Source organism: Trinickia violacea, assembly GCF_005280735.1.
Lineage (GTDB): Bacteria > Pseudomonadota > Gammaproteobacteria > Burkholderiales > Burkholderiaceae > Trinickia_A > Trinickia_A violacea.
Genome location: NZ_CP040078.1, coordinates 534693 through 558999, shown reverse-complemented (window position 1 = coordinate 558999; position 24307 = coordinate 534693). Strand labels below are relative to the sequence as shown.

21 protein-coding genes and 1 riboswitch are annotated in these 24307 nt (G+C 61.7%); of the genes, 9 read left to right on the top strand and 12 right to left on the bottom strand.

The features are described from left to right. Positions 1-14 precede the first annotated feature (14 nt). The 4 genes from cobW to FAZ95_RS24500 all read right to left on the bottom strand — a co-directional run bounded on the left by cobW (position 15) and on the right by FAZ95_RS24500 (position 3256). Positions 15-1091, bottom strand: coding sequence for a cobalamin biosynthesis protein CobW (gene cobW, locus FAZ95_RS24515; RefSeq protein WP_137335119.1), 1077 nt, complete (start codon positions 1089-1091; stop codon positions 15-17). 15 nt (positions 1092-1106) lie between these two features. Further along, positions 1107-2168 carry a HoxN/HupN/NixA family nickel/cobalt transporter gene (locus FAZ95_RS24510; protein ID WP_137335118.1) on the bottom strand — a complete coding sequence of 354 codons (1062 nt, stop codon included), beginning with the start codon at positions 2166-2168 and terminating at the stop codon, positions 1107-1109. A gap of 155 nt (positions 2169-2323) precedes the next feature. After that, positions 2324-2591: riboswitch (cobalamin riboswitch) on the bottom strand. A 71-nt stretch (positions 2592-2662) separates the two neighbouring features. Continuing rightward, positions 2663-2965, bottom strand: a complete 303-nt coding sequence (locus FAZ95_RS24505; RefSeq protein ID WP_137335117.1) for a HigA family addiction module antitoxin — start codon at positions 2963-2965, stop codon at positions 2663-2665. Between the two features lie 12 nt (positions 2966-2977). Then, the gene (locus tag FAZ95_RS24500; protein ID WP_137335116.1) at positions 2978-3256 is read right to left on the bottom strand and encodes a type II toxin-antitoxin system RelE/ParE family toxin; all 279 of its coding nucleotides are present in this window, start codon (positions 3254-3256) and stop codon (positions 2978-2980) included. A gap of 215 nt (positions 3257-3471) precedes the next feature. On the opposite strand from FAZ95_RS24500, the gene FAZ95_RS24495 reads away from it, so the two are divergent. From FAZ95_RS24495 to bluB, 4 genes are read left to right on the top strand one after another with little or no spacing between them, the layout of a single operon-like run. Further along, entirely contained in the window at positions 3472-3879 is a 408-nt protein-coding gene (locus FAZ95_RS24495; protein WP_137335115.1) for a cobalamin biosynthesis protein, read from the top strand. After that, positions 3876-4478 (top strand): cob(I)yrinic acid a,c-diamide adenosyltransferase, encoded by a 603-nt coding sequence (gene cobO, locus FAZ95_RS24490; RefSeq protein WP_137335114.1) that lies wholly within the window; start codon positions 3876-3878, stop codon positions 4476-4478. Before FAZ95_RS24495 ends, cobO begins: the two co-directional genes overlap by 4 nt. Positions 4479-4481: 3 nt before the next feature. After that, complete coding sequence (locus tag FAZ95_RS24485; protein WP_137335113.1) at positions 4482-5783, top strand: cobyrinic acid a,c-diamide synthase CobB; 1302 nt, start codon at positions 4482-4484, stop codon at positions 5781-5783. After that, positions 5767-6423 (top strand): 5,6-dimethylbenzimidazole synthase, encoded by a 657-nt coding sequence (bluB, locus tag FAZ95_RS24480; protein ID WP_137335112.1) that lies wholly within the window; start codon positions 5767-5769, stop codon positions 6421-6423. Before FAZ95_RS24485 ends, bluB begins: the two co-directional genes overlap by 17 nt. 192 nt (positions 6424-6615) lie before the next feature. Here bluB and FAZ95_RS24475 read toward each other — a convergent pair whose 3' ends face one another. Then, on the bottom strand, positions 6616-6861 hold the full coding sequence (locus FAZ95_RS24475; protein ID WP_137335111.1) for an H-NS family nucleoid-associated regulatory protein: 246 nt from the start codon (positions 6859-6861) through the stop codon (positions 6616-6618). A 575-nt stretch (positions 6862-7436) separates the two neighbouring features. Between FAZ95_RS24475 and FAZ95_RS24470 the strand changes: the two genes are divergently transcribed. Further along, positions 7437-8147, top strand: a complete 711-nt coding sequence (locus FAZ95_RS24470) for a hypothetical protein (protein WP_137335110.1) — start codon at positions 7437-7439, stop codon at positions 8145-8147. Positions 8148-8387: 240 nt separating this feature from the next. Here FAZ95_RS24470 and FAZ95_RS24465 read toward each other — a convergent pair whose 3' ends face one another. Continuing rightward, the gene (locus tag FAZ95_RS24465; RefSeq protein ID WP_137335109.1) at positions 8388-9347 is read right to left on the bottom strand and encodes a hypothetical protein; all 960 of its coding nucleotides are present in this window, start codon (positions 9345-9347) and stop codon (positions 8388-8390) included. 125 nt (positions 9348-9472) lie between these two features. Here FAZ95_RS24465 and FAZ95_RS24460 point away from each other — a divergent pair, with 125 nt between their 5' ends. The 4 genes from FAZ95_RS24460 to FAZ95_RS24445 all read left to right on the top strand — a co-directional run bounded on the left by FAZ95_RS24460 (position 9473) and on the right by FAZ95_RS24445 (position 16396). Beyond that, on the top strand, positions 9473-10366 hold the full coding sequence (locus FAZ95_RS24460; protein ID WP_175425743.1) for a M15 family metallopeptidase: 894 nt from the start codon (positions 9473-9475) through the stop codon (positions 10364-10366). 105 nt (positions 10367-10471) lie between these two features. Next, positions 10472-14440: a type VI secretion system membrane subunit TssM gene (gene tssM / locus FAZ95_RS24455; protein ID WP_137335108.1), complete on the top strand. Its 3969-nt coding sequence runs from the start codon at positions 10472-10474 to the stop codon at positions 14438-14440. Next, on the top strand, positions 14437-15426 hold the full coding sequence (gene tagF, locus FAZ95_RS24450; protein WP_137335107.1) for a type VI secretion system-associated protein TagF: 990 nt from the start codon (positions 14437-14439) through the stop codon (positions 15424-15426). Before tssM ends, tagF begins: the two co-directional genes overlap by 4 nt. 13 nt (positions 15427-15439) lie before the next feature. Continuing rightward, a complete protein-coding gene (locus FAZ95_RS24445) occupies positions 15440-16396 on the top strand; it encodes an OmpA family protein (protein ID WP_137337575.1) in 957 nt (318 codons plus the stop codon). Positions 16397-16466: 70 nt separating this feature from the next. Here the strand turns inward: FAZ95_RS24445 and FAZ95_RS24440 are convergent, their stop codons facing one another. The 6 genes from FAZ95_RS24440 to FAZ95_RS24415 are packed head-to-tail and all read right to left on the bottom strand — an operon-like array spanning position 16467 to position 24258. Next, positions 16467-16751, bottom strand: coding sequence for a PAAR domain-containing protein (locus FAZ95_RS24440; protein WP_137335106.1), 285 nt, complete (start codon positions 16749-16751; stop codon positions 16467-16469). Between the two features lie 34 nt (positions 16752-16785). Beyond that, positions 16786-17304, bottom strand: a complete 519-nt coding sequence (locus FAZ95_RS24435; RefSeq protein ID WP_137335105.1) for a hypothetical protein — start codon at positions 17302-17304, stop codon at positions 16786-16788. Between the two features lie 14 nt (positions 17305-17318). After that, on the bottom strand, positions 17319-18266 hold the full coding sequence (locus FAZ95_RS24430; RefSeq protein ID WP_137335104.1) for a DUF6708 domain-containing protein: 948 nt from the start codon (positions 18264-18266) through the stop codon (positions 17319-17321). A 2-nt stretch (positions 18267-18268) separates the two neighbouring features. Then, positions 18269-20845 (bottom strand): T6SS effector BTH_I2691 family protein, encoded by a 2577-nt coding sequence (locus tag FAZ95_RS24425; protein ID WP_137335103.1) that lies wholly within the window; start codon positions 20843-20845, stop codon positions 18269-18271. 28 nt (positions 20846-20873) lie between these two features. Next, the gene (locus FAZ95_RS24420; RefSeq protein WP_175425742.1) at positions 20874-21689 is read right to left on the bottom strand and encodes a DUF4123 domain-containing protein; all 816 of its coding nucleotides are present in this window, start codon (positions 21687-21689) and stop codon (positions 20874-20876) included. Between the two features lie 25 nt (positions 21690-21714). Further along, positions 21715-24258, bottom strand: a complete 2544-nt coding sequence (locus FAZ95_RS24415) for a type VI secretion system Vgr family protein (RefSeq protein WP_137335101.1) — start codon at positions 24256-24258, stop codon at positions 21715-21717. Positions 24259-24307: the final 49 nt, after the last annotated feature.

The following is a 24307-nucleotide window of genomic DNA, read 5'->3' as shown; positions in this document are numbered from 1 at the left end:
GCGGGTAGGGGTGGTTAAGCCTGCTGAGCCTCGGCCGCCGCAAGCGCGGCGCTGAGCGCGCCCTGCAACGCCGCTTGATCGAGGTCTTCGCCGATCAGCACGAAGCGGCTCGTCACCGCCTCGCCGTCCTGCCAGCGACGGTCGAAGTAGCTGTCGAAGCGCCGGCCCACGCCTTGCACGACCAGACGCATCGGCGCGCCGGGCAGCGCCGCGAAACCCTTCACGCGATAGATCGTGTGCTGCTCGACGAGCGTCTGCAGCGCGGCGATCGCCGCCTCGCGCGAACGCGTCTCGCCTGCCACCACGACCGAATCGAACTCGTCGTGATGGTGATCGGCGTCGTCGGCGGAACCGTGATGGTCATGGCGCAAGTGAATCGTTTCTTCCGACGCCGACGCGAGCCCAAGCAGCCCGTGGACGTCGAGCTGGCCCATCTGCGCGGGCACGATCTTCACCTGCGGCGGAATCTCTTCGCGAATCGCGGCGACGACCGCTTCGTGATGCGCGCCGTCGAGCAAGTCGGTCTTGTTGAGAATCACGAGATCCGCAGCCGAAAGCTGATCGGCGAAGAGCTCGTGCAGCGGCGATTCGTGATCGAGATTCGGATCGGCTTTGCGCTGCGCATCGACGGCTTGCGGATTCTCCGCGAACTGCCCGCTCGCGGCGGCGGGACCGTCGACCACCGTCACGACCGCATCGACCGTGAAGCTGTTCTTGATCAACGGCCAGTTGAACGCCTGCACGAGCGGCTTCGGCAGCGCGAGGCCGGACGTTTCGATCAGCACGTGATCGATGTCGCCGCGCCGCTCGACCAGCTCTTCCATCACGGGAAAGAACTCTTCCTGCACGGTGCAGCAGAGGCACCCATTGGCGAGCTCATAGAGCTGGCCCGCTTGTTCGTTGCCGTCCTCATCGCAGCCGATGCCGCAGCCTTTGAGGATCTCGCCATCGATGCCGAGCTCGCCGAACTCGTTGACGATCACGGCGATGCGCTTGCCGTCGGCATGTTTGAGGATGTGCCGCAGCAGGGTGGTTTTGCCGCTGCCGAGAAAGCCTGTGACGACGGTGACGGGAATTTTGCGCGTTTGCATTCTGCTGACTCCAGATCAGGTGGACACCGTGACGTCGATCTCGTCGTAGCGCTTCAAGCGATACACGAGCGCGGACACGATCCAGCTCACAAAGAAAAGACCGATGACGATATAGCCGAGCGTGCCGAAATTGTCGGACAGCGTACCGATGAAATCCCAGAACGGTCCCTTCAAATCGAGCTTGTCGGCGACGAGTGCCAGCGATTCGATACCGCCGATCAACACGGCCACCAGCACCGACACGAACGTAATCGTCATGTTGTAGTAGATCTTGCGGATCGGACGCACGAACGCCCACCGGTAGGCGCCCATCATCAGGATGCCGTCGGTCGTGTCGATGAGCGACATGCCCGCGGTAAACAGCACCGGCAGCACCAACACCGCCCAGAACGACACGCCGCTCGATACCTGCGTCGCAGAAATACCGAACAACGCGATCTCGGTGGCCGTATCGAAACCCAGCCCGAACAGAAAGCCGATCGGGTACATGTGCCAGCTTCGCGAAGCGAGCTTGAACAGCGGCTTGAAAATGCGCGCGAGAAAGCCGCGATTGCCGAGCAGCAGATCGAGATCCTCCTCGACGAGCGGCTCGCCGCGCTGCACGGCGCGGAACGTACGGTACACGCCTCGCAGCACGACGAGGTTCGCCGCTGCGAGCACGAACAGGAAGAATGCGGATACGCAAGTGCTGATCACGCCGCCGATATCTTTCAGATCGGAAAAGTGGTTCGACAGCGACGCCGTCGTCATCGCCACCACGACCGTCATCACGATCACCACCGTCGAATGCCCGAGCGAAAAGAAGAAGCCGACGCCGAGCGGATTGCGTTTTTCCTGCAGCAGCTTGCGCGTGACGTTGTCGATCGCGGCGATGTGGTCCGCATCGACCGCATGGCGCAAACCGAACGTATAGGCGAGCAGCGCGGTGCCGAGCAGCACCGGATGGCCGTGAAAAGCCGCGAAGGCCCAGATCCACGCACCGATATTGAACGCAATCAACACAATGTAGATCCCGACGATCTTGCCGCGTAATTCCGTCGGACTGTCATTGAACAACTGGGAAACAGACTTGAGCACGATCGCCCCTTTTTGAACGGTCGACAAACACACAGATTGCCAACACGAACAGCACCGGCGAAAAACCCCGCGTGCGAAGCATCGATCGTCACAACATCGTCACGTCAGCGGGAAAGCGCGGTGCGGTTCGTGGCAGTAACGCCGCATCCCCGCGGCGCCAACCCCTTGCTCTGGCCGGTATCCGGGCTGGCGAAAGCGCCGCTTCACCTTCCCGCACGAGGCATTTCTCGCGCAGTGGCTAATGTGGGCACGGCCTTGCGTGCACACATTGAAGTCGGCTCTGCATCGCGTGGCGCGATGCCTTCGCTTACCGTTGCGGGGGCAGCACAGGTTGGCTCGGCCGATGCGGCTTCGCGCCCTGTTTCCCGTTTAACTGCATGCGCGATGAGCGCGCATACGAGCACCAAAGTGCGTGGGAGTGTAGGCGTGCCATTGCTTAGCGTCAAGGCGAAGCCCAGGACAACGTCATGACCAGTCGGTCAGGCCCGACTCGATCATGGATGCGCTGCCTCGCGAGGCTCGACCTTGCGATCAATCTCGGCCCGCGTCGACAGCGTCTTAAGGTCATACGCGGCTTGCAGGTTCAGCCAGAATTCGGGCGTCGAATCGAAGTAACGCGCAAGCCGGTACGCGGTGTCGGCAGTGATGCCACGCCGTTCCTTCACGATCTCGTGAAGTCGCGTTGCTGGCACGTTCAGTGCCAGCGCGAGCGCATTCACGCTCATTTCCAGCGGAACCAGATATTCCTCCCGCAGGATTTCGCCCGGGTGTACCGGGCGCATTCCGTTCTTGACCATATGAACTCCTTTTCAGTGGTAGTCGACGATTTCGATCTCGGTCGCACCGTCGTCCGTCCATACGAAACACAAACGCCATTGACCGTTGATGCGGATGCTGCACTGGCCGCGCCGGTCGCCTTTGAGCGCCTCGAGTTGGTTGCCAGGCGGTGAGCGTAGATCTTTCAGTTCCTTGGCCGCCTCCAGCATCTGAAGCTTGCGTATCGCAACCGCCTCAATTGCACGAAAGCGTTTCGGCGATTTGCCGGCGTAAAGGGCTTCGGTGTCTTTGCATCGGAAGGACTTAATCATAACGCCCACAGTATTACGTTACGCGTAATACGTCAAGAGGAAACTTAGTGCGTGATGCAGGCGCTTTACGTACTACGAGATGCCGCGCGACACGCGAGCTTTTACTTGTCGTATCCAACGAATAGGCCTGTGCTATCGTATGCGCGCGTTTTTTGGCACCTTTTCCGCACCTTTCCACGCGTTCATTCTCGCCTTGCTTGTCACCGCCACGTCTGATGCAATCGCATAAGCCGCTCACGCTCGGCATCGGCTGCCGGCGCTTCGCGTCGGCCGAACAGATCGACGCCGCCGTCCGCGCCGCGCTCGGCGCGCATTCGCTCGACGACGTCCGCGCAGTCGCGACGATCGATGCGAAAGCGCAAGAGCCGGGGCTCGTCGCGTTTTGCGCGCGGCACGGCTTGCCGCTCGAGGTTTTCACGCGCGCGCAGATCGAGGCGCTTGCCGCGACACTCACGCTCACGCCTTCGCCCGCGGCGCTCGCGCATCTCGGCGTCGACGGCGTCTGCGAGCCGTGCGCGCTGCTCGCGTCGCGAGGCGGGCGGCTCATCGTCGGCAAGACCGTACGCGATGGGGTGACGGCAGCCGTCGCCACGCACGAAACACACGACCAGGACACTCGATGAAAACCGATCCCGAATCGCACCAACGCATGACCCAGCGGCGCCGCGAAGGCCACGAGAAAAAGCAGGCCGCCGCCACTGTCGAAAAGGGCCTCTTGATCGTCAACACCGGCACCGGCAAGGGCAAGAGCACGGCCGCGTTCGGCATGGCCGTGCGCGTGCTCGGGCACGGCATGCGGCTGGGCGTCGTGCAATTCATCAAGGGTGCGCTGCACACGTCGGAGCGCGACTTCCTCGGCGCTCAGGCGAACTGCGATTTCGTCACGATGGGCGACGGCTACACGTGGAATACGCAGAACCGCGACGCCGACGTCGCCACCGCGCGCAAAGGCTGGGACGAGGCGCGCCGGATGATCGAAAGCGGCGACTACCAGATGGTCGTTCTCGACGAGCTCAATACGGTGCTGAAGTACGAATACCTGCCGCTCGACGAAGTGCTCGGCGTGCTCACGTCGCGGCCCGAGATGCTGCACGTCGTGGTGACGGGACGGCATGCGCCCGACGCGCTGATCGAAGCGGCCGATCTCGTCACCGAAATGCGGCTCGTCAAGCATCCGTATCGCGAGCAAGGCGTGAAGGCGCAGCGCGGCGTGGAGTTCTAAACGATGTCCGCGTGTCCCGCGCTGTTCATCAGCGCACCGGCTTCGGGCCAAGGCAAGACCACCATCACGGCGGGGCTCGCGCGGCTCCATCGGCGGCAAGGACGGCGCGTACGCGTCTTCAAGACCGGCCCCGATTTTCTGGACCCGATGATCCTCGCGCACGCGAGCGGCGCGCCGGTCGAATCGCTCGACTTGTGGATGGTCGGCGAAAACGGGTGCCGGCAACTGCTCGCCGAGGCCGCGCGCGAAGCGGATCTGATTCTGATCGAAGGCGTGATGGGTCTTTACGACGGGACGCCGTCGAGCGCCGATCTCGCGACCGCGTTCGGCGTGCCCGTGGCCGCCGTGATCGGCGCGAAGGCAATGGCGCAGACGTTCGGCGCCATCGCCTTCGGCCTCGCAAATTTCCGGCCACAGGTGCCGTTTTTTGGCGTGTTCGCCAATCGCGTCGGTTCGGAGCGCCACGCGCGCATGCTCGAAGAGGCGGTGCCGCAAGGCATGCGCTGGCTCGGCTATATCGCGAGCACGAGCGAAATCGAATTGCCCGAGCGGCATCTCGGCTTGCATACGGCCGGCGAAATCAGCGACCTCGACGCGCGTCTCGAGCGCGCCGCCGATGCGCTCGCCTCGACGCCGCTGGCCGTGTTGCCCCCGGCGGTCGAATTCGCCGAGCCGCAAGCGCCCGTGGCGTTGCCGCGCTTGCTGGACGGCATGCGGATCGCCGTCGCGCGCGATGCCGCGTTCTCGTTCATCTATCCGGCCAATATCCGGCTGCTCGAAGCGCTCGGCGCGAACGTGCGCTATTTCTCCCCGCTCGCCGACGAACCCGTGCCCGATGCCAGCGATGCGCTGTACCTACCGGGTGGTTATCCCGAGTTGCACGCGCAGGCGCTTGCCGGTCACACTCGTAGTGCCGATACGATCCGCGCGCACGCGGCATCCGCGAAGCCGATCTACGCGGAATGCGGCGGCATGCTGTATCTGCTCGATGCGTTGACGGACAGCGCCGGCACGACGACGCCGATGCTCGGCCTCGTGCCCGGGCAAGCGGCGTTGCAAGCGCGTCTGTCGGCGCTCGGCATGCAGCAATTGAACGGCCTGCACGGCGCGATGACGGGCCACACGTTCCACTATTCGCGCGTGAGCACGCCGCTCGCGCCGGTGCTGACGGCCGTGCATCCGCATTCGGGCGCGCCGGGCGAAGCCGTGTTTCGCTCCGGCTCGATCGTCGCGACGTATATGCACGGCTATTGGCCCTCGAACCCGGCTTTCGCGGCCGCACTATTTCATGGCAATGCAATTTGACGAATCCGAACGAGCCGCTGTCTACCGCGCCATCTACGAGCGGCGCGACATGCGGCACTTCGTGCGCGAGCCGGTCGATGCGGACGTGTTGCAGCGCCTCATCGACGCGGCGCATCACGCGCCAAGCGTCGGCTTCATGCAGCCGTGGCGCATCCTGCGCGTGACCGAAGAGAGCCTGCGCGCCTCCTTGCACGCGGCGGTCGAGCGCGAACGCGTCAAGACCGCCGAAGCGCTCGGCGAGCGGCAAGACGAATTCATGAAGCTCAAAGTCGAAGGGATGCGCGACTGCGGCGAACTGCTCGTCATGGCGCTGATGGATGGCCGCGAGAAACACGTCTTCGGGCGGCGCACGCTGCCGGAAATGGACCTGGCGTCCGTCGCCTGCGCGATTCAGAACATGTGGCTCGCGGCGCGCGCGGAAGGACTCGGGATGGGATGGGTGTCCCTATTCGACCTCGACGAAGTGCGCGGTTTGCTCAAGATGCCGCCCGGTGCGAAGCCGGTTGCGATTCTCTGCCTCGGTCACGTCGAGCAGTTCTATCAAAAGCCGATGCTCGAAATGGAGCGCTGGGCGCAAAGAATGCCCGTCGCCGAATGCGTATTCGAGAACTATTGGCCGTGCGCGGAAAACGGTGCCTGACAGACGCTACCCGTACCCTACCCGTACCGATAGGCGCTGCGATACAAACGAAACAGAACAGAAGAGACCAGAACGATTGCCGTTTAACCTGCGGCGGCGGTGCGGATTGATCAGAACATTCCGGCTGTCCCGCTAGAACGCGCGATCCGGCGTTCCGTCATCCGAATCAAACCCTCGAAAACGCGGCGATTTTTAACCGCCGATTCGAAAATGTTCGACATGCTGCCCGGCCGCAACGGCGCGGCGCAGCCAGTCAGGCAGATCGCCGTGACCGTCCCAGGTATTTCCATAGGCATCCCGGTATAGCACTTCGCGCTCCGCCTGGCGGTCCGCCATCACGGAGGCGGCGAGCGCCTCTTCGGTAATGCCATATTCTTCCATTCGGCGCCGCAGCCAGCGAATGAGCCGGTCGCGAGCTTCGCCATTGAGCTGTTCCATCGATGATTCCGATACGGTTGATGCGGGAGCGCGTGGGCCCCAAAAGGAGTAGAGCCGAATCATACTCGACACGCGGCGACGGAGCGTTACCGATCATTTAATGCGAATCAAGACACTGGCGGATGCCGTGCACGCCGACGCGAAGCGTCGCTTGGGAAACCCGCGCACCCTGCCGTTGGACTTTCTTAGCGGAGATTACCGAGGCGTTCTTTAGACGACGCCGCATTGCAGCACGCCAGCGCCCTCACGATCCCCGCAAATAGATAGACTATCTGAAATCGCAATCGTGCCGATTTACACATTATGCGCGCCGAATTAGTTTGCGGCGCTTTCTGGTGGCAAAGCGTATATCGAATCGCTACGGTTTCGCAACACGAAGTTGCACATCGCTCGAGCGATGGCGCGAATAGGCTCGCCCCGCACAGCCGTGCAGCGAGCCGCGTGCGCTGCGTGCGCGTCCGGGGCTCGCGCGAAGTTCGCCGCACGATTCCACCAGAGCCATTACACTTTCGATCCACACTCTAGCGAGTGCGCGCTTAACACGCGCAAACTCGTAGCACATCAATATTCATAAAATGCGCCAATTCGCGGATCGAACTCATCGCGCCAAGCTGGCTAGCCGCACGGTCATGCTGGCCGCGTGCTTGTCGGCATTGCTTGCCTCTGTCACGTCCAACGCGCAGGAAGCCGCCGCTTCCGCCGCGCTCCCGCCCCAGCAAAAATCGGTTCAAACGATCACGCCGATCTTCGGGCAACTGGTCGGATTTACGTTGCCGGCCGGTTTCAACCCGGCCGACTTCGAAAAGACTCAGGGCGATAACTACATTCGCGAATCGGTCCTGAAGGGCGAGACGGTCGATCACTGGACGCAGATGATCACCGTAACGGGCATCAAGGGGCTCGGCAGCAACCCGGACGCGAATCCGCGCGTGCTGGCCGAGACCATCGCGGGCGGATTCCATCGCGCGTGTCCGGACACGTTTGCGGTCAACCCGTTTGGCGACGCGAAAGTCGCCGGCTTTTCGGGTTTTGTGGCGGTGATACGCTGCGGCTCGATCTCCGATGGCGCCTCGACGCATAGCGAGACCGCCATCGTGATGACGCTCAAAGGGACATCCGACTACTACACGATGCAATGGGCCGAGCGCGGACCGGTGGCGACGGACGAGCTCGCGTCGGAGAACAGCAAATGGCTGGACCGCCTGCGCCAACTGAGCCCGATCAGGCTGTGTCCGATCGTGCCGGGCGAGCGCGCGCCCTACCCTAGCTGCCTGCAAGCTCACTAGCTTGCGCGCGCCGAACGCGGCATTCGATCGAACGGTTCTATGCGCGGCCGAGCGCACACTCCCGAAAACGCTCACCTTTGAGCACGAACGGCGCTTTTCCGGTCCTCGCAAACGCCCATCCAGCAAGCGACTGCGCCAAGGCCGGGAGCGTAAAACCAGGCGCTCCCGAAAAACCTCACCTTAATTGACGATTCATCGCGCGGCGCCTGGCATCGCGCCCGCCGCGAACCTCACGTCATCTCACGGCTGCTTGGCTTGCGCCGCATTCGGACAAGCCGGGTCCGTGCCCCAGTGGCCGTCGCACACGCGCCAGCGGCACAATTGATCTTCGAAGAAGCCGCGCGTGCTGCAATCCTTGACTTGCTCGGCGAGGCTCGTCGAAGCCTGTGGCGCCTTCGCGCCCGGCTGAGCGGCCGGCACGGCCGGTTTCTTCGCGCTATACGGCGGCGTACGCGCGACGAGCGCTGCAAGTAGATCGGCATCCGAATCATTCTTGGACGCGACCTTCTTGGTCTCCGTGTGTTTGGCGGCGTGCGCGAGTTCGACCTTGCTCGCGTGACGCTCGCTTGCCGCTTCGCGTTTGGCGCGCGATGCCGCCGTGTTCGACGGCTTCGCGCTGCTGACCGGCTTCGCCGCTGCAATCGCGGGCGCCGCGGCGACAGCCGGCGTCGATACGCCAGGCGCTGCTCCGCCGGGCGGCGCTCCGCTCGCGGGCTCCGCGCCTTCGGCCAGTGCGCGCGACAAACGATTGTCGGCTACCCCGCTCGCACCCGCGAGCGGCGCGGCCTTGGTGTCGGCGTCGCTGTTGTCTTCCGTGATGATGGTCGCGGCATGCGGGGCCGAAGCCGCGTCTTTCTGCGCGGCGCTGGCGGCCGCGGCAAGCTGCGCCGCGCTGCCCGCATTCGCGGACACGGCGGCCTTCTGCTCGGCGTCGCCCGCCGCCGGCGCGACCGCCGCAAGCGCGTGATCCGTCTGCTTGACCTTCTGCACTTGCCACGCCGCAATGCCGCCGCCGGCGATCACGAGCAATCCCGCCAGCACGAACGGCAGCTTCGAGCGCTTCTTCGCAGGCGCGGGCTGCGCGGCCACGCGCCCTTCGAGATTCGCCAGAATGCGCGCATTGTTCGCTTGTGCGCCCTTGGCCGCATCGGCTAGCAAGCTAGGCGGCGCTTTTGAATTGGAACTGTCCGGCGCATTCATTCACTGCCTCATTGAATCCTTGTTTAATTCGCCGTGATAATACGCTTCGGCCTGTCTCTTAGCAGGCCCGATTCTAAGAGCAAGCATTACAAAATTCAATTATTTCGAATTTCCGGGGCTTACCCTTGTTTGTCGTCGCACTGATCGCCTATTTCGCCGTCGCCGTCACCGTGGCCGCAATGCTGCTATTGCCGCCGATACGCGCGTCAATATTGAATGCCGTAGCCGATTTGCATGGCCGCGTAAGCCGTCGCGCGTCCAATAGCGCGTCGCGCGCTCGCGGACATTTAACAAAATCAGTAAAAACTTCGCAAAGCATTTTAGTCGACACGCAAAAATTACTGTTTCGCCGGCGCTTGCTGATTTTCATAACGGCAGGTATTCTTGCGACGCCGCCGTTAATCGCAATTGCATTACGCGGCCGTCAGCTTTTATTTCAGTACGACGACACGACCCGCGTTCCCGACGAGAAAATTGCCGCGCTGTTGAACGGCGAACAGCTGGTGCCGCCGCCACAGCTGCCGCCCGAGGTGTTTGCGACGCAGGAAGTGGAACAGGTCCGGCCTGCGTTGCAGGACGCCAGCCGCGACTGGAATTTGCTCGACGCAGACTTCAGAACACGGTTGCTGCTCGTTTATAAAATCATGCGCGAGCAATACGGCTATCAAATGGCTTTGCTGGAAGGTTATCGCAGCCCGGAGCGGCAAAACCGGCTGTCGCAATTGGGGGGCGTCACCAATGCCGCAGCATTTCAGAGCTATCACCAATACGGGCTGGCCACGGACAACGCCTTTTTGCGCGACGGCAAGCTCGTCATTTCCGAAAAAGACCCCTGGGCCATGCGGGGATATCAGTTATATGGGCAAACGGCCGAGCAATGCGGCCTGGTTTGGGGCGGACGATGGAAGTTGATGGATCTCGGACACGTCGAATATCACAAGCCGGGTTTCGTAATGGGGAAGAGCCCGGTGCCCCCGCAATTGCAAAACATTGAAAGCCGCGCCTCCTTGCGCCAATAAACCAATCAGACGCCATTCCAATTGTGCACTTAATGCCACAAGCAGCCACAACTAGCCACGCTTAGCCGCAATTAGCCACGCCTATCATCAAGACCAGAACGCCTTATGCAACGCTTTCTCAGTTGGTTGACTCATAAACGCACGCTGACCGTGGTCGGCCTCATCGCGCTCGCGGCGGTGCTGTTCATCGGCGCCGATGCGCTGCAGATCGATTTGGTCTGGCCGGCCGCGATCTTCGGCGCAGTCGTCCTGCTGATGTTGCTGGTCTGGCTATGGCGAAAGCTGCGCACGCGGCGGGCGAACAACAAGCTCGGCGAGATGCTCGAAGCGCAGGCCGAGCAGGGCGCCGGGGCGACCACGACCGCGGCCGTGTCGCAAAAGCAGCCGGAGCTCGACGCGTTGCGCACGCGGCTCGTCGAGGCGGTCAAAACGATCAAGACCTCGAAGATCGGCCAGATGTCCGGCGGCTCCGCGCTTTATGAACTGCCGTGGTACATCGTCATCGGCAACCCGGCGGCCGGCAAGAGCAGCGCGGTGCTGAACTCGGGGCTGCAGTTCCCGTTCGCCGACAAGAGCAATGCGGTGGTCCACGGCATCGGCGGCACGCGCAATTGCGACTGGTTCTTCACGACCGAGGGCATTCTGCTCGACACCGCGGGCCGCTATTCGGTGCACGAGGAGGACCGCAGCGAATGGCTCGGCTTCCTGAACCTGCTCAAGCGCTACCGCCCGAAGGCGCCGATCAACGGCATCATCGTGACCGCGAGCATCGCCGAGCTGACCGGCAACCGCCCCGAAGCGACGATCAACCTTGCAAAAAACCTGCGCCAGCGCGTGCAGGAGCTCACTGAAAAGCTCGAAGTGTTCGCGCCGGTCTACGTGATGTTCACGAAGACCGACCTCATCACCGGCTTCACCGAATTCTTCAGCGGCAGCGACCGCACGGAGTACGACCGCGTCTGGGGCGCGACGCTGCCTTACGAACCCGACGAGAAGCGCGACATCGTCGCCCTCTTCGACGAGCGCTTCGAAGCGCTTTACGACGGGCTCAAGGAGATCAGCGTTGCGCAGATGTCGATCAGCCGGGGCAATAAATTGTCGCCGGGGCAATTGAGCTTCCCGCTCGAGTTCTCGACGATCAAGCCCGCGCTGCGCGTCTTCCTCGCCACGCTGTTCGAGAACAACCCGTTCCAGTACAAGCCGATTTTCCGCGGCTTCTACTTCACGAGCGCGTTGCAGGAAGGCGAGACGAACAGCGCCGCCGCCGAGCGCATCGGCCAGCGCTTCGGCCTCAACACCGACAGCATCCCCAAGCCGCAGAGCGCGTTCTCGAAGAACGGGTTCTTCCTGCGCGACCTGTTTTCGAAAGTCATCTTCGCCGACCGCCAGACGGTGCGCCAATTCGCGAGCCCCGCAAAAACGCGGCTGCGTTACGCGACGTTCTTCGCCTTTGTCGCCGTGCTCGCGCTCGCGCTCGGCGGCTGGACATGGTCGACCATCGGCAATCAGCAGCTCGCCGCGAACGTGCAGGCCGATCTCGACAACGTCGTGCGCTTGCAGCAGAACCGCGAAGACCTGCAGTCGCGCCTGCAAGCGATGGACATCCTCGAAGACCGCATCGATCAGCTCGAGCAGTTCCGCCGCGACCGGCCGCTGTCCGTCTCGCTCGGGCTGTATCAAGGCGATCAGATGGAGCAGCGCTTGCTCGCCGAGTACTACAGCGGCGTGAAGCAATTGATGCTCGATCCGGTCTCGCAGAATCTCGTGTCGTTCCTGAAGGACGTGAACGCGCATCCGGACCAGCTCGCGCCGATGACGCACGCGCCCGATTCCGGCGCGATCCAGGTGGCCGCGCGCACGCCCGGCGCGGCCAGCACGCCGGGCGCAACGAGCCTTTCCAGCGCAGCGGGCAGCCAGGGCGGCCTCTATAGCGACGCGTCGCCGACCAACGTCGAAGACGCCTACAACGCGCTCAAGACCTACCTGATGCTCTCCGACAAGCGCCACGTCGAGCAGGCGCACCTGACCGACCAGATCGCCCGCTTCTGGCGCGGCTGGCTCGAATCGAATCGCGGCAACATGCCTCGCGACGAGATGATCCGCAGCGCCGAACGCATGATCACGTTCTATCTGGCGCGCGTGAACGACGACGATTGGCCGATGATCGAAACAAACCTCTCGCTCGTCGACCAGACGCGCGAGAACCTGCGCCGCGTCGTGCGCGGCATGCCGGCGCGTCAGCGTGTGTATGAGGAGATCAAGGCGCGCGCGTCGACTCGCTTCGCGCCGATGACGATCGCACGCATCGTCGGCGATCAGAACACGAGCCTGATCGGCGGCAGCTACGCGATTCCGGGCACCTTCACGCGCGAAGCGTGGTTCCAGTACGTGCAGCCCGCGATCCGCGACGCCGCGACGAAGGAACTGCAAGCGAAGGACTGGGTGCTCAACACGGCATCGCAAGACGACCTGACGTTGGAAGGCAGCCCGGAGCAGATCCAGAAGGCGCTCGTCGGCATGTACAAGGACGAGTACGCGCAGCACTGGCAGAAGTTCATGCAGGGCATCGCCGTGCAGAGCTTCGGCAGCTTCAATCAGGCGGTCGATGCGATGAACCGCCTGGGCGATCCGCAAGATTCGCCGATCAAGAAGGTGCTCCAAACGGCTTACGACCAGACCTCGTGGGACAACCCCGCGCTCGCGAACTCGGCTTTGAAGAGCGTGCAAGGCGGCGTGACGAACTGGTTCAAGAACCTGTTCTCGCGCGCACCGTCGGGCACGGTTGCCGCGAACATCGACATCAACGGCAATCCGGTCGAGCTGGGCGTGGGTCCGATCGGCCAGCAGTTCTCGGGGCTCGCACGCGTGGTCGCGACGCAAGACGGCAACTCGCTGTTGCGCGGCTACATGGATTCGCTCTCGAAGGTCCGCACGCGCTTTAACGTGCTGAAGAACCAGGGCGACCCGGGGCCGGGCGCGCGCGAGCTGATGCAGCAGACGCTCGACGGCAACGGCTCCGAACTCGCCGATTCGCTCAAGCTCGTCGACGAGCAAATGCTCACGGGCCTCACCGATTCGCAACGCAAGGCGCTGCGACCGCTGCTCGTGCGGCCGCTGATGCAGGCGTTCGCGGTCGTGATCCAGCCCGCCAGCGCCGAAGTGAACAAGGTGTGGAACGCGCAGGTGTACCAGCCGTTCCAGGGCTCGCTCGCGAACAAGTATCCGTTTGCGAGCGACGCGAAGGTCGAGGCCGGCGCGGGCGAAATCGCGCAGGTGTTCGGGCCGGACGGCTCGGTCGCGAAGTTCGTCAACACGACGCTCGGGCCGCTCGCCGTGCGCCGCGGCGACACGCTCACCGCGCGCACCTGGGGCGACATGGGCTTGACGCTCACGCCGGACTTCACGACCGGCTTTGCACGCTGGGTCGCACCGCTCGCGGGCGGCGCGGCCGGTGGCGGTGCAGGCGGCGGCGGATCGTCCGAGCCGCAGACGGTGTTCCAGATCCTGCCGGAGCCGAGCACCGGCACGACCGAGTACACGATCGCGATCGACGGCCAGCAGCTGCGCTACCGCAACACGCCGCCGCAGTGGACCAACTTCGTGTGGCCGAATCCGCAAGGCACGCCGGGCGCGACGCTGTCCGCGACGACGTTCGACGGCCGCACGATCCAGCTCGTCAACGAGCCGGGCCGCTACGGCTTGGAGAAGCTCATCAACTCGGCGCAGCGCAAGCGCCGTCCGGACGGCACGTTCGATCTGTCGTGGACGCAGGGCAACGTGACGGTCGCGCTGTCGATGCGGATCATCAGCACGTCGCAGCCGACCGGCGGCGGCAGCAGCGACCAGCCGCAGCAGCAGAGCCTGCGTGGCTTGAAGCTGCCGTCGTCGGTGGCCGATATCGGCGCGGCGAACGCCGCGCTCGCGATCGCGAGCGGCAACGTCGGCGGCGCTTCGAGCGCGCTCGCCGGCGCCAGCGCCGCCGCAAACGCACAAACAGGCACGCCGGTGAACGTCTCGGCGACCGCGAACGCGCCGGCCGCCCCGGCGGCCGGCAACACTGGAGGTGCGCAATGACGCAATCGGTTCAGGCGCAACTCGCCTACTTCGGCAAGCTCCCTTCGCGCGGCGATTTTGTGAAGAGCGCGCACAACCCGCAGCTCTTGCAGACGCTCGACCGCTGGGTCGCGCAGGCGATGGAACTGCTCGCCGACGATCCGCGCTGGAAGATCGTCTACGAGAACTCGAAGCCGATGCACTTCGCGTTCCTCGGCTCACAGAGCAAGCTCGCGATCGCGGGGCACATCATGGCGAGCCACGACGTGTCGTCGCGGCGCTTCCCGTTCCTCGCCGCGACCGCGCTCGAAGTCGACCGGCCGCTGCCGTTCCTCGCGCGCAGCCCGCTCGCGTTCGCGCGGCTATGGGGGCGTGCTGCAACGCAGATGCGCTCGCTGCTCGATGAAGCCGAACCGACGGCGGCGCTGCAGGCGCTCGGCGAAACGCAGGTGCCGATCGACGTGGGCGGGCCCGCCAATCCGCACGACGGCACGTTCGCCGATTTCGTCGATCATCAGACGATGGCGGGCCTCGAACAGATGCTGCTCGCGAGCGGCCATCCGGTGCGCTTGCGTGGCGCGATGCTCGCATTGGGCTCGCTGCTCAGGCCCGTGATGCAGAGCAAGTCCTCGCATCTCGAACGCGGCCTCACGCTGCCGCTGCCGAACGACACGTTCTATCGCAGCCTCGTCGCTGCGTTCTGGCTCGAGTTGATCGCGCCGTTCGTCTCGCAGGCCGATTTTGAACTCGCGATTTTCATTGGCACGATCGCCGAGCGCGAACGGCTCATCGTCGGCTTCAACGGCGCGTCCGCGAAAACGCTGCACAGCGTCCTCGACCCGCAGGCATACGCCGCGCACAACATCGACATCGACGATCCCGAATGGATCGACGACCACGCACAAAACGATCATGGAATCAGCAAGCTCGTCAGCTATCTTGAACAACCGCAGCTCTCGTTGCGTGTCGGCATCGACACGTTCCGCGAAGCGTTTGTTGGGGCTTGATGCGATGGCGATGATGAATTTTTCACGGTTGGGTAAGCGGCATTCGCTTGCGGTGGCGGTGTTGCTGGCTTGTTTTGCTGCGAATGGGTCGGCGCTTGCCGACAACGCCGGGCCTGCGACTGTTACGCCGATTGATAACAGTGGCATCACGGTCAAGATGACGGTTCTGCCGGCGTCAGGTGCTTCGAATTCGGCGGGTGGGTCGAATGCGGTTGCTCCTGCGCCTGCGGGTAATCGCGCCGCGAGTTCGTACACGCCGCCCACGGCCAATGCGACGCCTGGGCAGGTGGTCGTGAGCGGCAAGGTGCCGGACGAAGCGACGCGCGATGCCGTGCTTCAGCGTCTGCGCGATACGTATGGCGCCGCGAACGTGGTCGATCAGATCGAAGTGGGCAACGTCTCGACGCCAGCGAACTGGGCAGGGAACGTGCAGAAGCTGATCGGGCCGCAGCTCAAGCAGATCAGCAAGGGGCAGTTGAAGATCGACGGCACGTCGATCGACGTGAAGGGCGAAGTGAACAACGAAGCGCAGCGGCAGCAGATTGCTAGCGATATGGCCAATGCGTTGAATCCGACTTATACGATTCGCAATGGCTTGCGTGTTTCTGCTTCGGAACAGGGGCTGCTCGATCAGACGCTCGCGAATCGCACGATCGAATTTGAAACCGGTAGCGCGACGCTGGCGCCCGAAGGCCGCGCGATTCTCAATCAAATGGCGGCGGTGCTTTCGAAGATGCCGGGGAAGTCCGTTGAGATCATCGGGCATACCGATAACTCGGGGAATCGGTCTTCGAATATTGCGCTGAGTCAGGCGCGTGCGGATGCGGTGAAGGGGTATCTCGTTACGCAGGGGATTGCGCCGCAATCGATGGCGACGATGGGAGTTGGGCCGGATCAGCCGATTGCTTCGAATGATACGGCGGATGGGAGAGCGAGAAATCGAAGGATTGAGTTTCGGGTGGGGCGGTAGGGGGGTGTTGCGTGAGGCTTTGGAGCTGGCGTGATTGCGAGCACGCCGACGCCAAAGCCGGCAGCCGTCGTCAGCTCGACAATGTTCCCGTCGCCTGCGACGCAATCAGCTTCGGCAGCGGATCACACTTGCATTGGCACAAGTCGCCTTCCAACGCTACCTGTTTGCTCATGACCGACATCGTATGAGGTGCACCGTCTGTGATGATGGTCCCCTCGGACTTGCATGTGTGGCATTGGACAGGCGCGCCAAGATACGCAAGCGGCCGGCCATCAAACGATGAGCCCGCGATGCCATCGAGCACCACACCGTCGTGGTCAGTCTTGTCGTCTTTAAGAATGAATTTGCGGCTCATATGCGAGACTCCGTTGGGTTGGAAATCCGCCGAACTAGTTCGCGGTCTTGCTCGACGCTGCTCGAGTTCGAGCAGCGTCGATTTCCTGCCGCTCCTGCTCGCGTAGTGCAGCAACAACGGGGCTGTCCGGGCCTACGGTGCTCGCGAGCATGCCCAGCGCCATGGTATGCGCAACACAATTGTGCAGGCGCGTACGTAGCACGTTCTCGTCAACGGTATCTTTGCCGAGGTCGGTCTTTGCGTCCGACCACACCTCACCAGACGACCAAACACCACTCGTTCCGTCCTGCTCAAGTCGTGCGTGAATGGCGTATTCACCCTGTTTGAGCGCAAGACGCCCCGTCCACGGTTCGCCGGACTCGGGGAACTTGATGGAGCACTCCTGCACGACCTTGTCGCTACTATCGAGTTTGACCCATTGGGCGTCGCGTGGCGCCTCGGTTTTTGCCATCGCCGCGGCCGCACGGGCAAGCGGGCTGTCCGATGAGCTGTGACAGGCGCCAAGTGCAAGCAATGCCGCCAGAACGAGGCCACTGTTAAGGGGCTTTTTCATCCTGAGTCCGTTGATTAGGTCTTTGCTAGCGACATCGGGCTGGCATCGATGTCCGCGGGCCAGACCGGCTCGCGGCTCGTGCGCATGCCGGTGTAGTGCAACACCACGGTAAGTGCAATAAATGGCTTGAGCAGCCAGACAAGCAGCGTGGCGACCACATTGCCTTCGGCGAGTAGTTTCCTGTCAGTGCGGAAGTATAGGTTGCCGCTATTCCGGAGTGAGACTTCAGTTGGAACCAACTCTGGGGCGGGCACGGCAGAGGGGCCACCCTCCATGTAACGGCGAATGAACTCGAACTGGTCGTTTAACCCATGCACGATGGAGCGCCCATTTTCTGTTGACTCGTCGTCAATTGTGTACACGCGTCGGCCGACCGAGAACGACTGCATCACCTGCCCCCCATCGTCGAGCACGTGGCAGCGCAGTCCATATGGGGTTCCACGCGAAATCGGGTCTTTCGGACGCTGTTCGATGAAGAAGAAGGCTTTGTCCCAGGGAACTGAGATAACGCCTTTCGAGCCAGCGCCACGAAAGGCATGGACCATGCGCGTCTTGCGATTGAAGCGCACCGGGATTCTTGTCCAAGTGAAATTCTCCTGGTGAAACCCCCAAAGCGACACGAATATGATGCCCAGTCCAAATAACATGAAGCACACGACGAAGGCCATGGCAAGTATGAGTTCCGCACCGCTCGTGTTGGGCGGCGGATTCAACACGGCCCATATCATCCCGCAGACGAACAGCACCCCAATCGCGAAGATAAAAATACAGCCGTAAGTCAGCGTCCCGCGCTGTGCGTAGGCAGCATTGGTGGTCTCGAGAAATATGTCGTTCATCTCGAACACCGAAAAGTCGTCCTGCGCCTTCGTGCTGACCACAGCATTTACCTTGAGCTGTCGCGCCCTCTCTTCATCGTTGAGCTGCCTGCGCAGCTTCACCCATACAATGCCATCCCATGCCATGGCTAGGCTCCCAATCCGCTATATGCTTTCTGTTCTTCCTGCAGCGTATGATACTTGTCGCCCTTCTTGTTGGTCCCAAAGTAGCTGCGCCCCAAAAACTCCTTTATCTCGCGCTCCTTGAACCACATGATGACGAGCCCGATGACGATAAGCAGGATGGTCAACGGCAGTATCCAGGAGGTCAACACGCCGAACGTCAGGCATATGGCAAGCAGGGCTCCCATACCGGAGGACAGCCAGTAAGCAATGGCTAGTCCTACATGGCCGGACTTCCACTGCTCCGTGCCGTTGATAAAGTCATAAACCACACCCACGACCGCAGCTGGTGCCCCGAGGATGCGACCGGCAATTCCAAGCCGCTCGGCCAGTTCCTTGGAGAGAAATGTTGGCAATGTGAGTTTTGCGCCATGCGCAGCCTCAAGCAGATTGCCGGATAGACTCATGACACCGCCCGCCACCGTAGTGAGTGAGGTTCCGAACTTGAGCATCGTTTCCCGGCTGTTGAAGTGCGTGGACTTCTGAAACTCCTTTAGCGCGTACATCATGTTCACTACGGTGAACACGGCCGAGATGCCGGAACCCGCCACCTCCCCACCCGTCAGCTTGCGGAAGGTCGGTACGAAGTCTTTCTCGATGGTCTCATCCGTGAGCATGAGCTTGTTCGCAGGACTGGTGACCTGCTGCGCAGTCGCTTTTCCCGGTGCACCCTGATTGATGTTGGTGAGCCCAGCCTCGTCGACGATAATGAACTGCGGCACTTCCATTATTCGGCCGTCGGCGCCATTCGTCGTGAACTGCGTGCGGATTTGTGACTTCAGGTCGCGCATGCTGGGCCGCTTGGCGGCCGGCATCATTTCGTACATCTGACGCGCGAAGTAGGTAATCCATTGCGACTGGCTCCCTTGCACTGGCCTGTAGAGCACCACACGGCCGCTTCTCGCACTGGCAAGATAGACGGCAACCTTCGCGGCGGCGCTTTCCGCACCGGAAGACATGACACGGGCAATTGGCGCTCCAAGTTCGTAGACCAGACGCGCTCCGCGCAGATAGAAGTCCGCAAAATATTTTGGCGCCTTGCCCTCGACTGCCTTCGCAGCCTGAAACCAGGATTCGATGGCCTTGGCGCAGGTTTCGCGTAATTCGGAATAGGGAAAGCCCGCCGTCGACATCAAGTGGTCAACGTTCGTTTTCAGGTTCAGGCAAAATGCTCGCAGTAGCAGGTTCGAGTGGTCGTCCGCCTTGCCTTGCAACCACTTCGCGAGCTGGTCCAGCGCCTCCTTTCTTTCGGACGCTCCCTTGATGCAAGCTGTGAAGGCACCTTCGTAAAACATCCCGCTTAACGCGTCCTGCTCGTCATAGTCATATTGGAAGACGTGCGCGAGATTCGGCGAGCTGAGCCACTGGGTGTAGTCCTGCGACAAAGGCAACCAGGTCGCGTTCTGCTCATTTGCATAGTCAGTCTGCATTTTCTGCAGATATTCGTCGGCCGCCGTCGTGCTGACAGATTCCCCATAACTCTCCCACGCCTTCTCACGGACCTGTGAAAGCTCGGCCTGCTGGCTCGAGCGCAACTGCGCGAGGTCTTTGTTCAGCTGCTTGCCGCCGTCGAACAGCGAACCGAGTGCCTCTGCTTCCATCGTCTGGCCTTCGAGCATCTGTTCGGCCATGTTGTCATCCTTGACCGCGCCGTCTTCAACGACCTCCTTCCAGTTCTTGGCCATGGTGGCCGACCAGACGCCCCATTCATACTCGGCTTTCACCACACCGTAGGCGTAATGGTTCTCCACGTTGAGTTCCTGTGTGATGCCGACGGGGTCCCAAAGCGCGAACACTGCACCTTTATGAGGGGCGAGGTGGTCCATCGCTGTGTTGAGTGCCGCACCTTCCGTGCTGCGGTCTCTATACGGAAAAGGCGAGGTGTAAAACACCTTATCGCCCCCGCCCTTGTACTCGGATACCAGTTGCTGGACCTGAGTCGCCGAAGCCGCATGTGGCGCGTGGCCCGGACTTGCAAACCAGGCAGAAGCATTGAATGCCTGCATCCGCTTTGTGCGGCAACCTTCCTTATCAGCGGCGTAAGCGTCGCGCACCGCCTTGGTCCACTGAACGTCGCTGAAGGCAAGGTACACAGTCCCGACTTTGTTGGCGTTCTCGATCGTGATGCACTGCGCGAGTTCCGGATGTCCGGTCTGCGTGCACGAAAATGGCATTTCGGTCGAGCGGTCCAGCACGACATCGAGTGGATAGTCGTAGCAGTTGCCCTCGTTGGTTACCGCGTAGCACTTCCACGCCGATGTCTTCGGGTAGTAGACGTACACAAAACCGTATCGCAGGGAGCGAAGCGTGTATTTTGCCTTACCCGACGCGACACCCTGCACGTGGGCGCCAAAGCTGCCACTTACTAGAGGCACACCGTCGATGCCATGCGCGCGCGTAGCCGCCAGCGCCGAATAGCGCACCGGTAGTATCGGCAGCCCCTTCTTCTGGCACATCTTGCATTGTGTTGCTGGGGCGCCCGCAGACACTGCGGCTTTCGTAATCTGGCTGATGCTTTGAAAACCGGAGTCATCTAGCAGCATGCGAGTCATTCCTTAAAAAGCAGATTGTTTACGAGAGCGGGTACTGAGCGCTTTCCTGGCCGATGCGCTGCCAGTCGTTATCGCTCCACTGTCCAACTGCATCGACATACGGCGTCTCACGGACCTGAGACAGCGCGCTTTGCACTTGCGGATGGCGGTCGAAATTGGGCGCGACGAGCACACCGTGCAGTGCAAACGGGATTTGGTCTTCCGGAGAAAGACCATAACGCTCAGCCTTGCGCAGTTGCGTATCGAGCTGACGCGGCAAGTCGGCCGACATCGCGACACCTGCATCGCGCAAGAGCTCGAGTGCTCGTCGAACGAAACTCAGACGTGCTATCTGCTCATACTGTTCGTCAGTCACAGCAAGGCTACCGCTACCGTTTCCGTCGAAGCTTGCCTCTTGCCACGCTCTAGCCACATCCAGATACGTCCAGCGGGTCACCGGTCCCATCAGCGTAAGCATCTGCCCCGGCGCGAGTATCGAACCCAGATGCGCATAGACACGCGGATCGTAGTAGCGAAACACCACGCTTCCATCAGCAGGCTTGCGCAGTAGAAGTGACTCCGCAAGATGCTCTCGAATCACGTCTGTCACTGCTTCGGTTTCGAGCACGCAGCAGATCAGCGGCGGACGCCCGTCTCGATGGTGGGATTCGGCCAGTTCGCGCACACGCGGCAACTGGCGCTCCGTGTGTTCAAGCCGGTATAGAACCGGGGCTACGCCTTCCAATTCGGGGCGCGCGACAGGGATGAGTTCGCCGATTTCGTAAGCGTTGGGCGCTGGCGACATATCCAGTGCCCCGTTGCTCGGTTCGACAATGATGTACGTTGTGGTCGTCATGCTTCTTCTCGTGGACGCAAGGACATTACCCAACCAGCGCTGCGCCGCTCGACGCCGCCGAAGCGAACTGCGAGGCACAGGAGCTCGACGCAGGCACGCTCGCGGAAGCATTTTCTCCCTGCGGCCCGGCAAAGGAATGCGACGCTCCCTTGAAATCCAAAGCGCCCGGTGCGTGAACCGAGATGTTCCCGCCGGAAATCTTAATCACAGCCCCACCGGCAGACAGGGTTATTTCCTTCTGCGCGACCACGGATACCGCGTCCGAAGTCGATATGATCTTGACGGTCTTATCCGCAGTCATCTCGATGTTGTCGGACAACGCCATCACCTGAACCTTGCCCTTGCCAGCGAAAAGCTTCATACCCGCGGTCTGTGCAAAGAGGCTGATTTTCTCGCCCACACTCGCGATGAACGATTTCGTAGCTGCCACGTGCGTGTTGGCGCCGCTGACCAGATTGACGTTGTCGGTGGCTGCCGCATGCACGGACTTCATCGTTGTCAGCCCGATGCCCACCGGGCTGCCAAGCAGCATGACCGGCTCCGAAAATCCGTTAGCGCTACCCGTGCCACCTCCTGCGGTACTGCCCCCCGACGCCGAACCAGAAGCCTCCAGCTCCGTGGCGTTGGTAAACGCTTGCAAGTCGTCGTGCGCGCCCGTCAAATCCTCGGCTTGCACTGCCTTCGCCGCGTCGGAGCGAATCTCCACAACGTTCACCGATTCGGTCAGGTGTTCTTTCGCTTCATGCACATCCAGCGGCTGGCTCGACGTGCCGCCCCGCGCGAAGGTCGACAAATACATCCCCTGGCCGGCCCGTACCGCGCCGTAGGCTTCGGTCTTCAGGTCGAAGCCGGTCCCGAGATAATTGCCTCGCGTATTGCCGGTGTGGTCGATGAGATAGCCGACGTGGAGGTAGCTGTTCGCTGTCGAGCTGAGCAACTGGGCGCGGTTTTGTCCAGTGGAGTCGTCGAATACGAGCTGATTGAAACCCGAGCCTTTGTACTCGCTGGACTTAAAGCCGGACATGAGGCCATTCGTGTGCCACTGCGGCTGCTGAGCATCGTTGAACAAACAACCGCTTATGACGGGCCTGTCGCAATCGCCATCCAGGTATGTCACGGCCACCTCATGCCCCACGCGCGGCACGAAGACCCCCCCAAAATCACCGCCTGCGTGCGGAAACATGACGCGCATCCAGCAAGACGACGTTTCATCTCCACTGCTAACCCGGTCCCAATGCATGCGGACTTTGACGCGGTTGAGACTGTCCGTGTAGACCTCCTCATTCGAAGGGCCGACAACTGTTGCCGTCTGCGTGTGCATGACCGGCTTCTTATGCTCGAACGGGCTGCGGAAGGGGACGTTCCGCCTTTGCACCTCAACTTCAGCCAGGAAGAACCCCTCACCGCCGGTGGAATCCTTTACGAGCGATTGCGCGAGCCCGTCCTGATGCTCCGCGCGCACCTGAGCAAGACGAGCCCGCAGACTATGAGGAAAGGGGCGGCTCTCCCCAATCGGCAGATTGTTCTCGATGTACCACTGGACAGCGATGACCGCGAATTCGCGATCCTGCGACTTGTCACTATCATGTTCGGGGTGGTCTGCCAGCTGAAACCAACGCCCTGCATCGACGCGGCGTACGCTACCCGCGCCATAAAATCGCTTCGCTCGCGACTCCCATTCCTCGAGGCGCAGGCTCGTGAGATGGTCACCACGCCCGCTCTGCTGATACGTGTACGGCCCCGTGTATTCGTAAACTTCCGCCTGGTCGGGCAGATCGCCTTGATTCTGCACGGTTGGGGCGCTGGTGGTCTTTCGCGCGTTCAGCGTCTTGTAATCAAACGTGCTTGTCGAATACGTCACGCTCTGCAACGTGCGTGTGCCGGACCACTGCACAAACGCATCGGTCTCGCTGTTCACGCCTGAGCGATAAAACTCGACCTGCTGTGGCTCCACCGGCTTGCACGTGTACAGGTCATCGGTAATGACAAGCGTGTGGGATTTGCCGTCGCTCGCCTGTTCAAAGATGCCATACAGGCCTTCCGACTCCATCAGGCGATGAGCAAAATTCCAATCGTCCTCGTACTGAACGCAAAACGAGCGTGTCGGCGTCGGGCTGCGAAGCGCGAATCGATAGGCGCCTTTTGCCTGTGGATGCGCGTCAAAGACCTCTTCGAGGATGGACTCGACCGTCTTTTCCTGGAATATTCGAGCGTCCTTGCGAAACTTCAGAAAATGCATCCATGACGAAAAGGCGAGCTGATAGCTCGTCATCTGTCCGTCGGCGCCGAGCTTCCGCACGGTATGGACATAACCGTGGTGCGGCAGATAGGACTTGTCGGTTTGCTGAATCCACAACGTGACCGATTGCGCGACCAGCGTCTTCAACTCTATTTCGCCTTTCAGCGAAACGACATCGACCGTAAATTCGAAATTTCGGCCGATGCGAGATTCTCCAACCACACGCTGCGGCAGTAGAACATCAGAACCAAGGGGTGTATCCAGCTTGAGGAGGCGGTCTGTTTGATAGACACCAGCCTTCATTATCGAATTAAGGTCCTGCGCTCCCATAATCTCTCACCCGTCAGTTTCTTGATTCTGAATGCGACCGGAATAATAA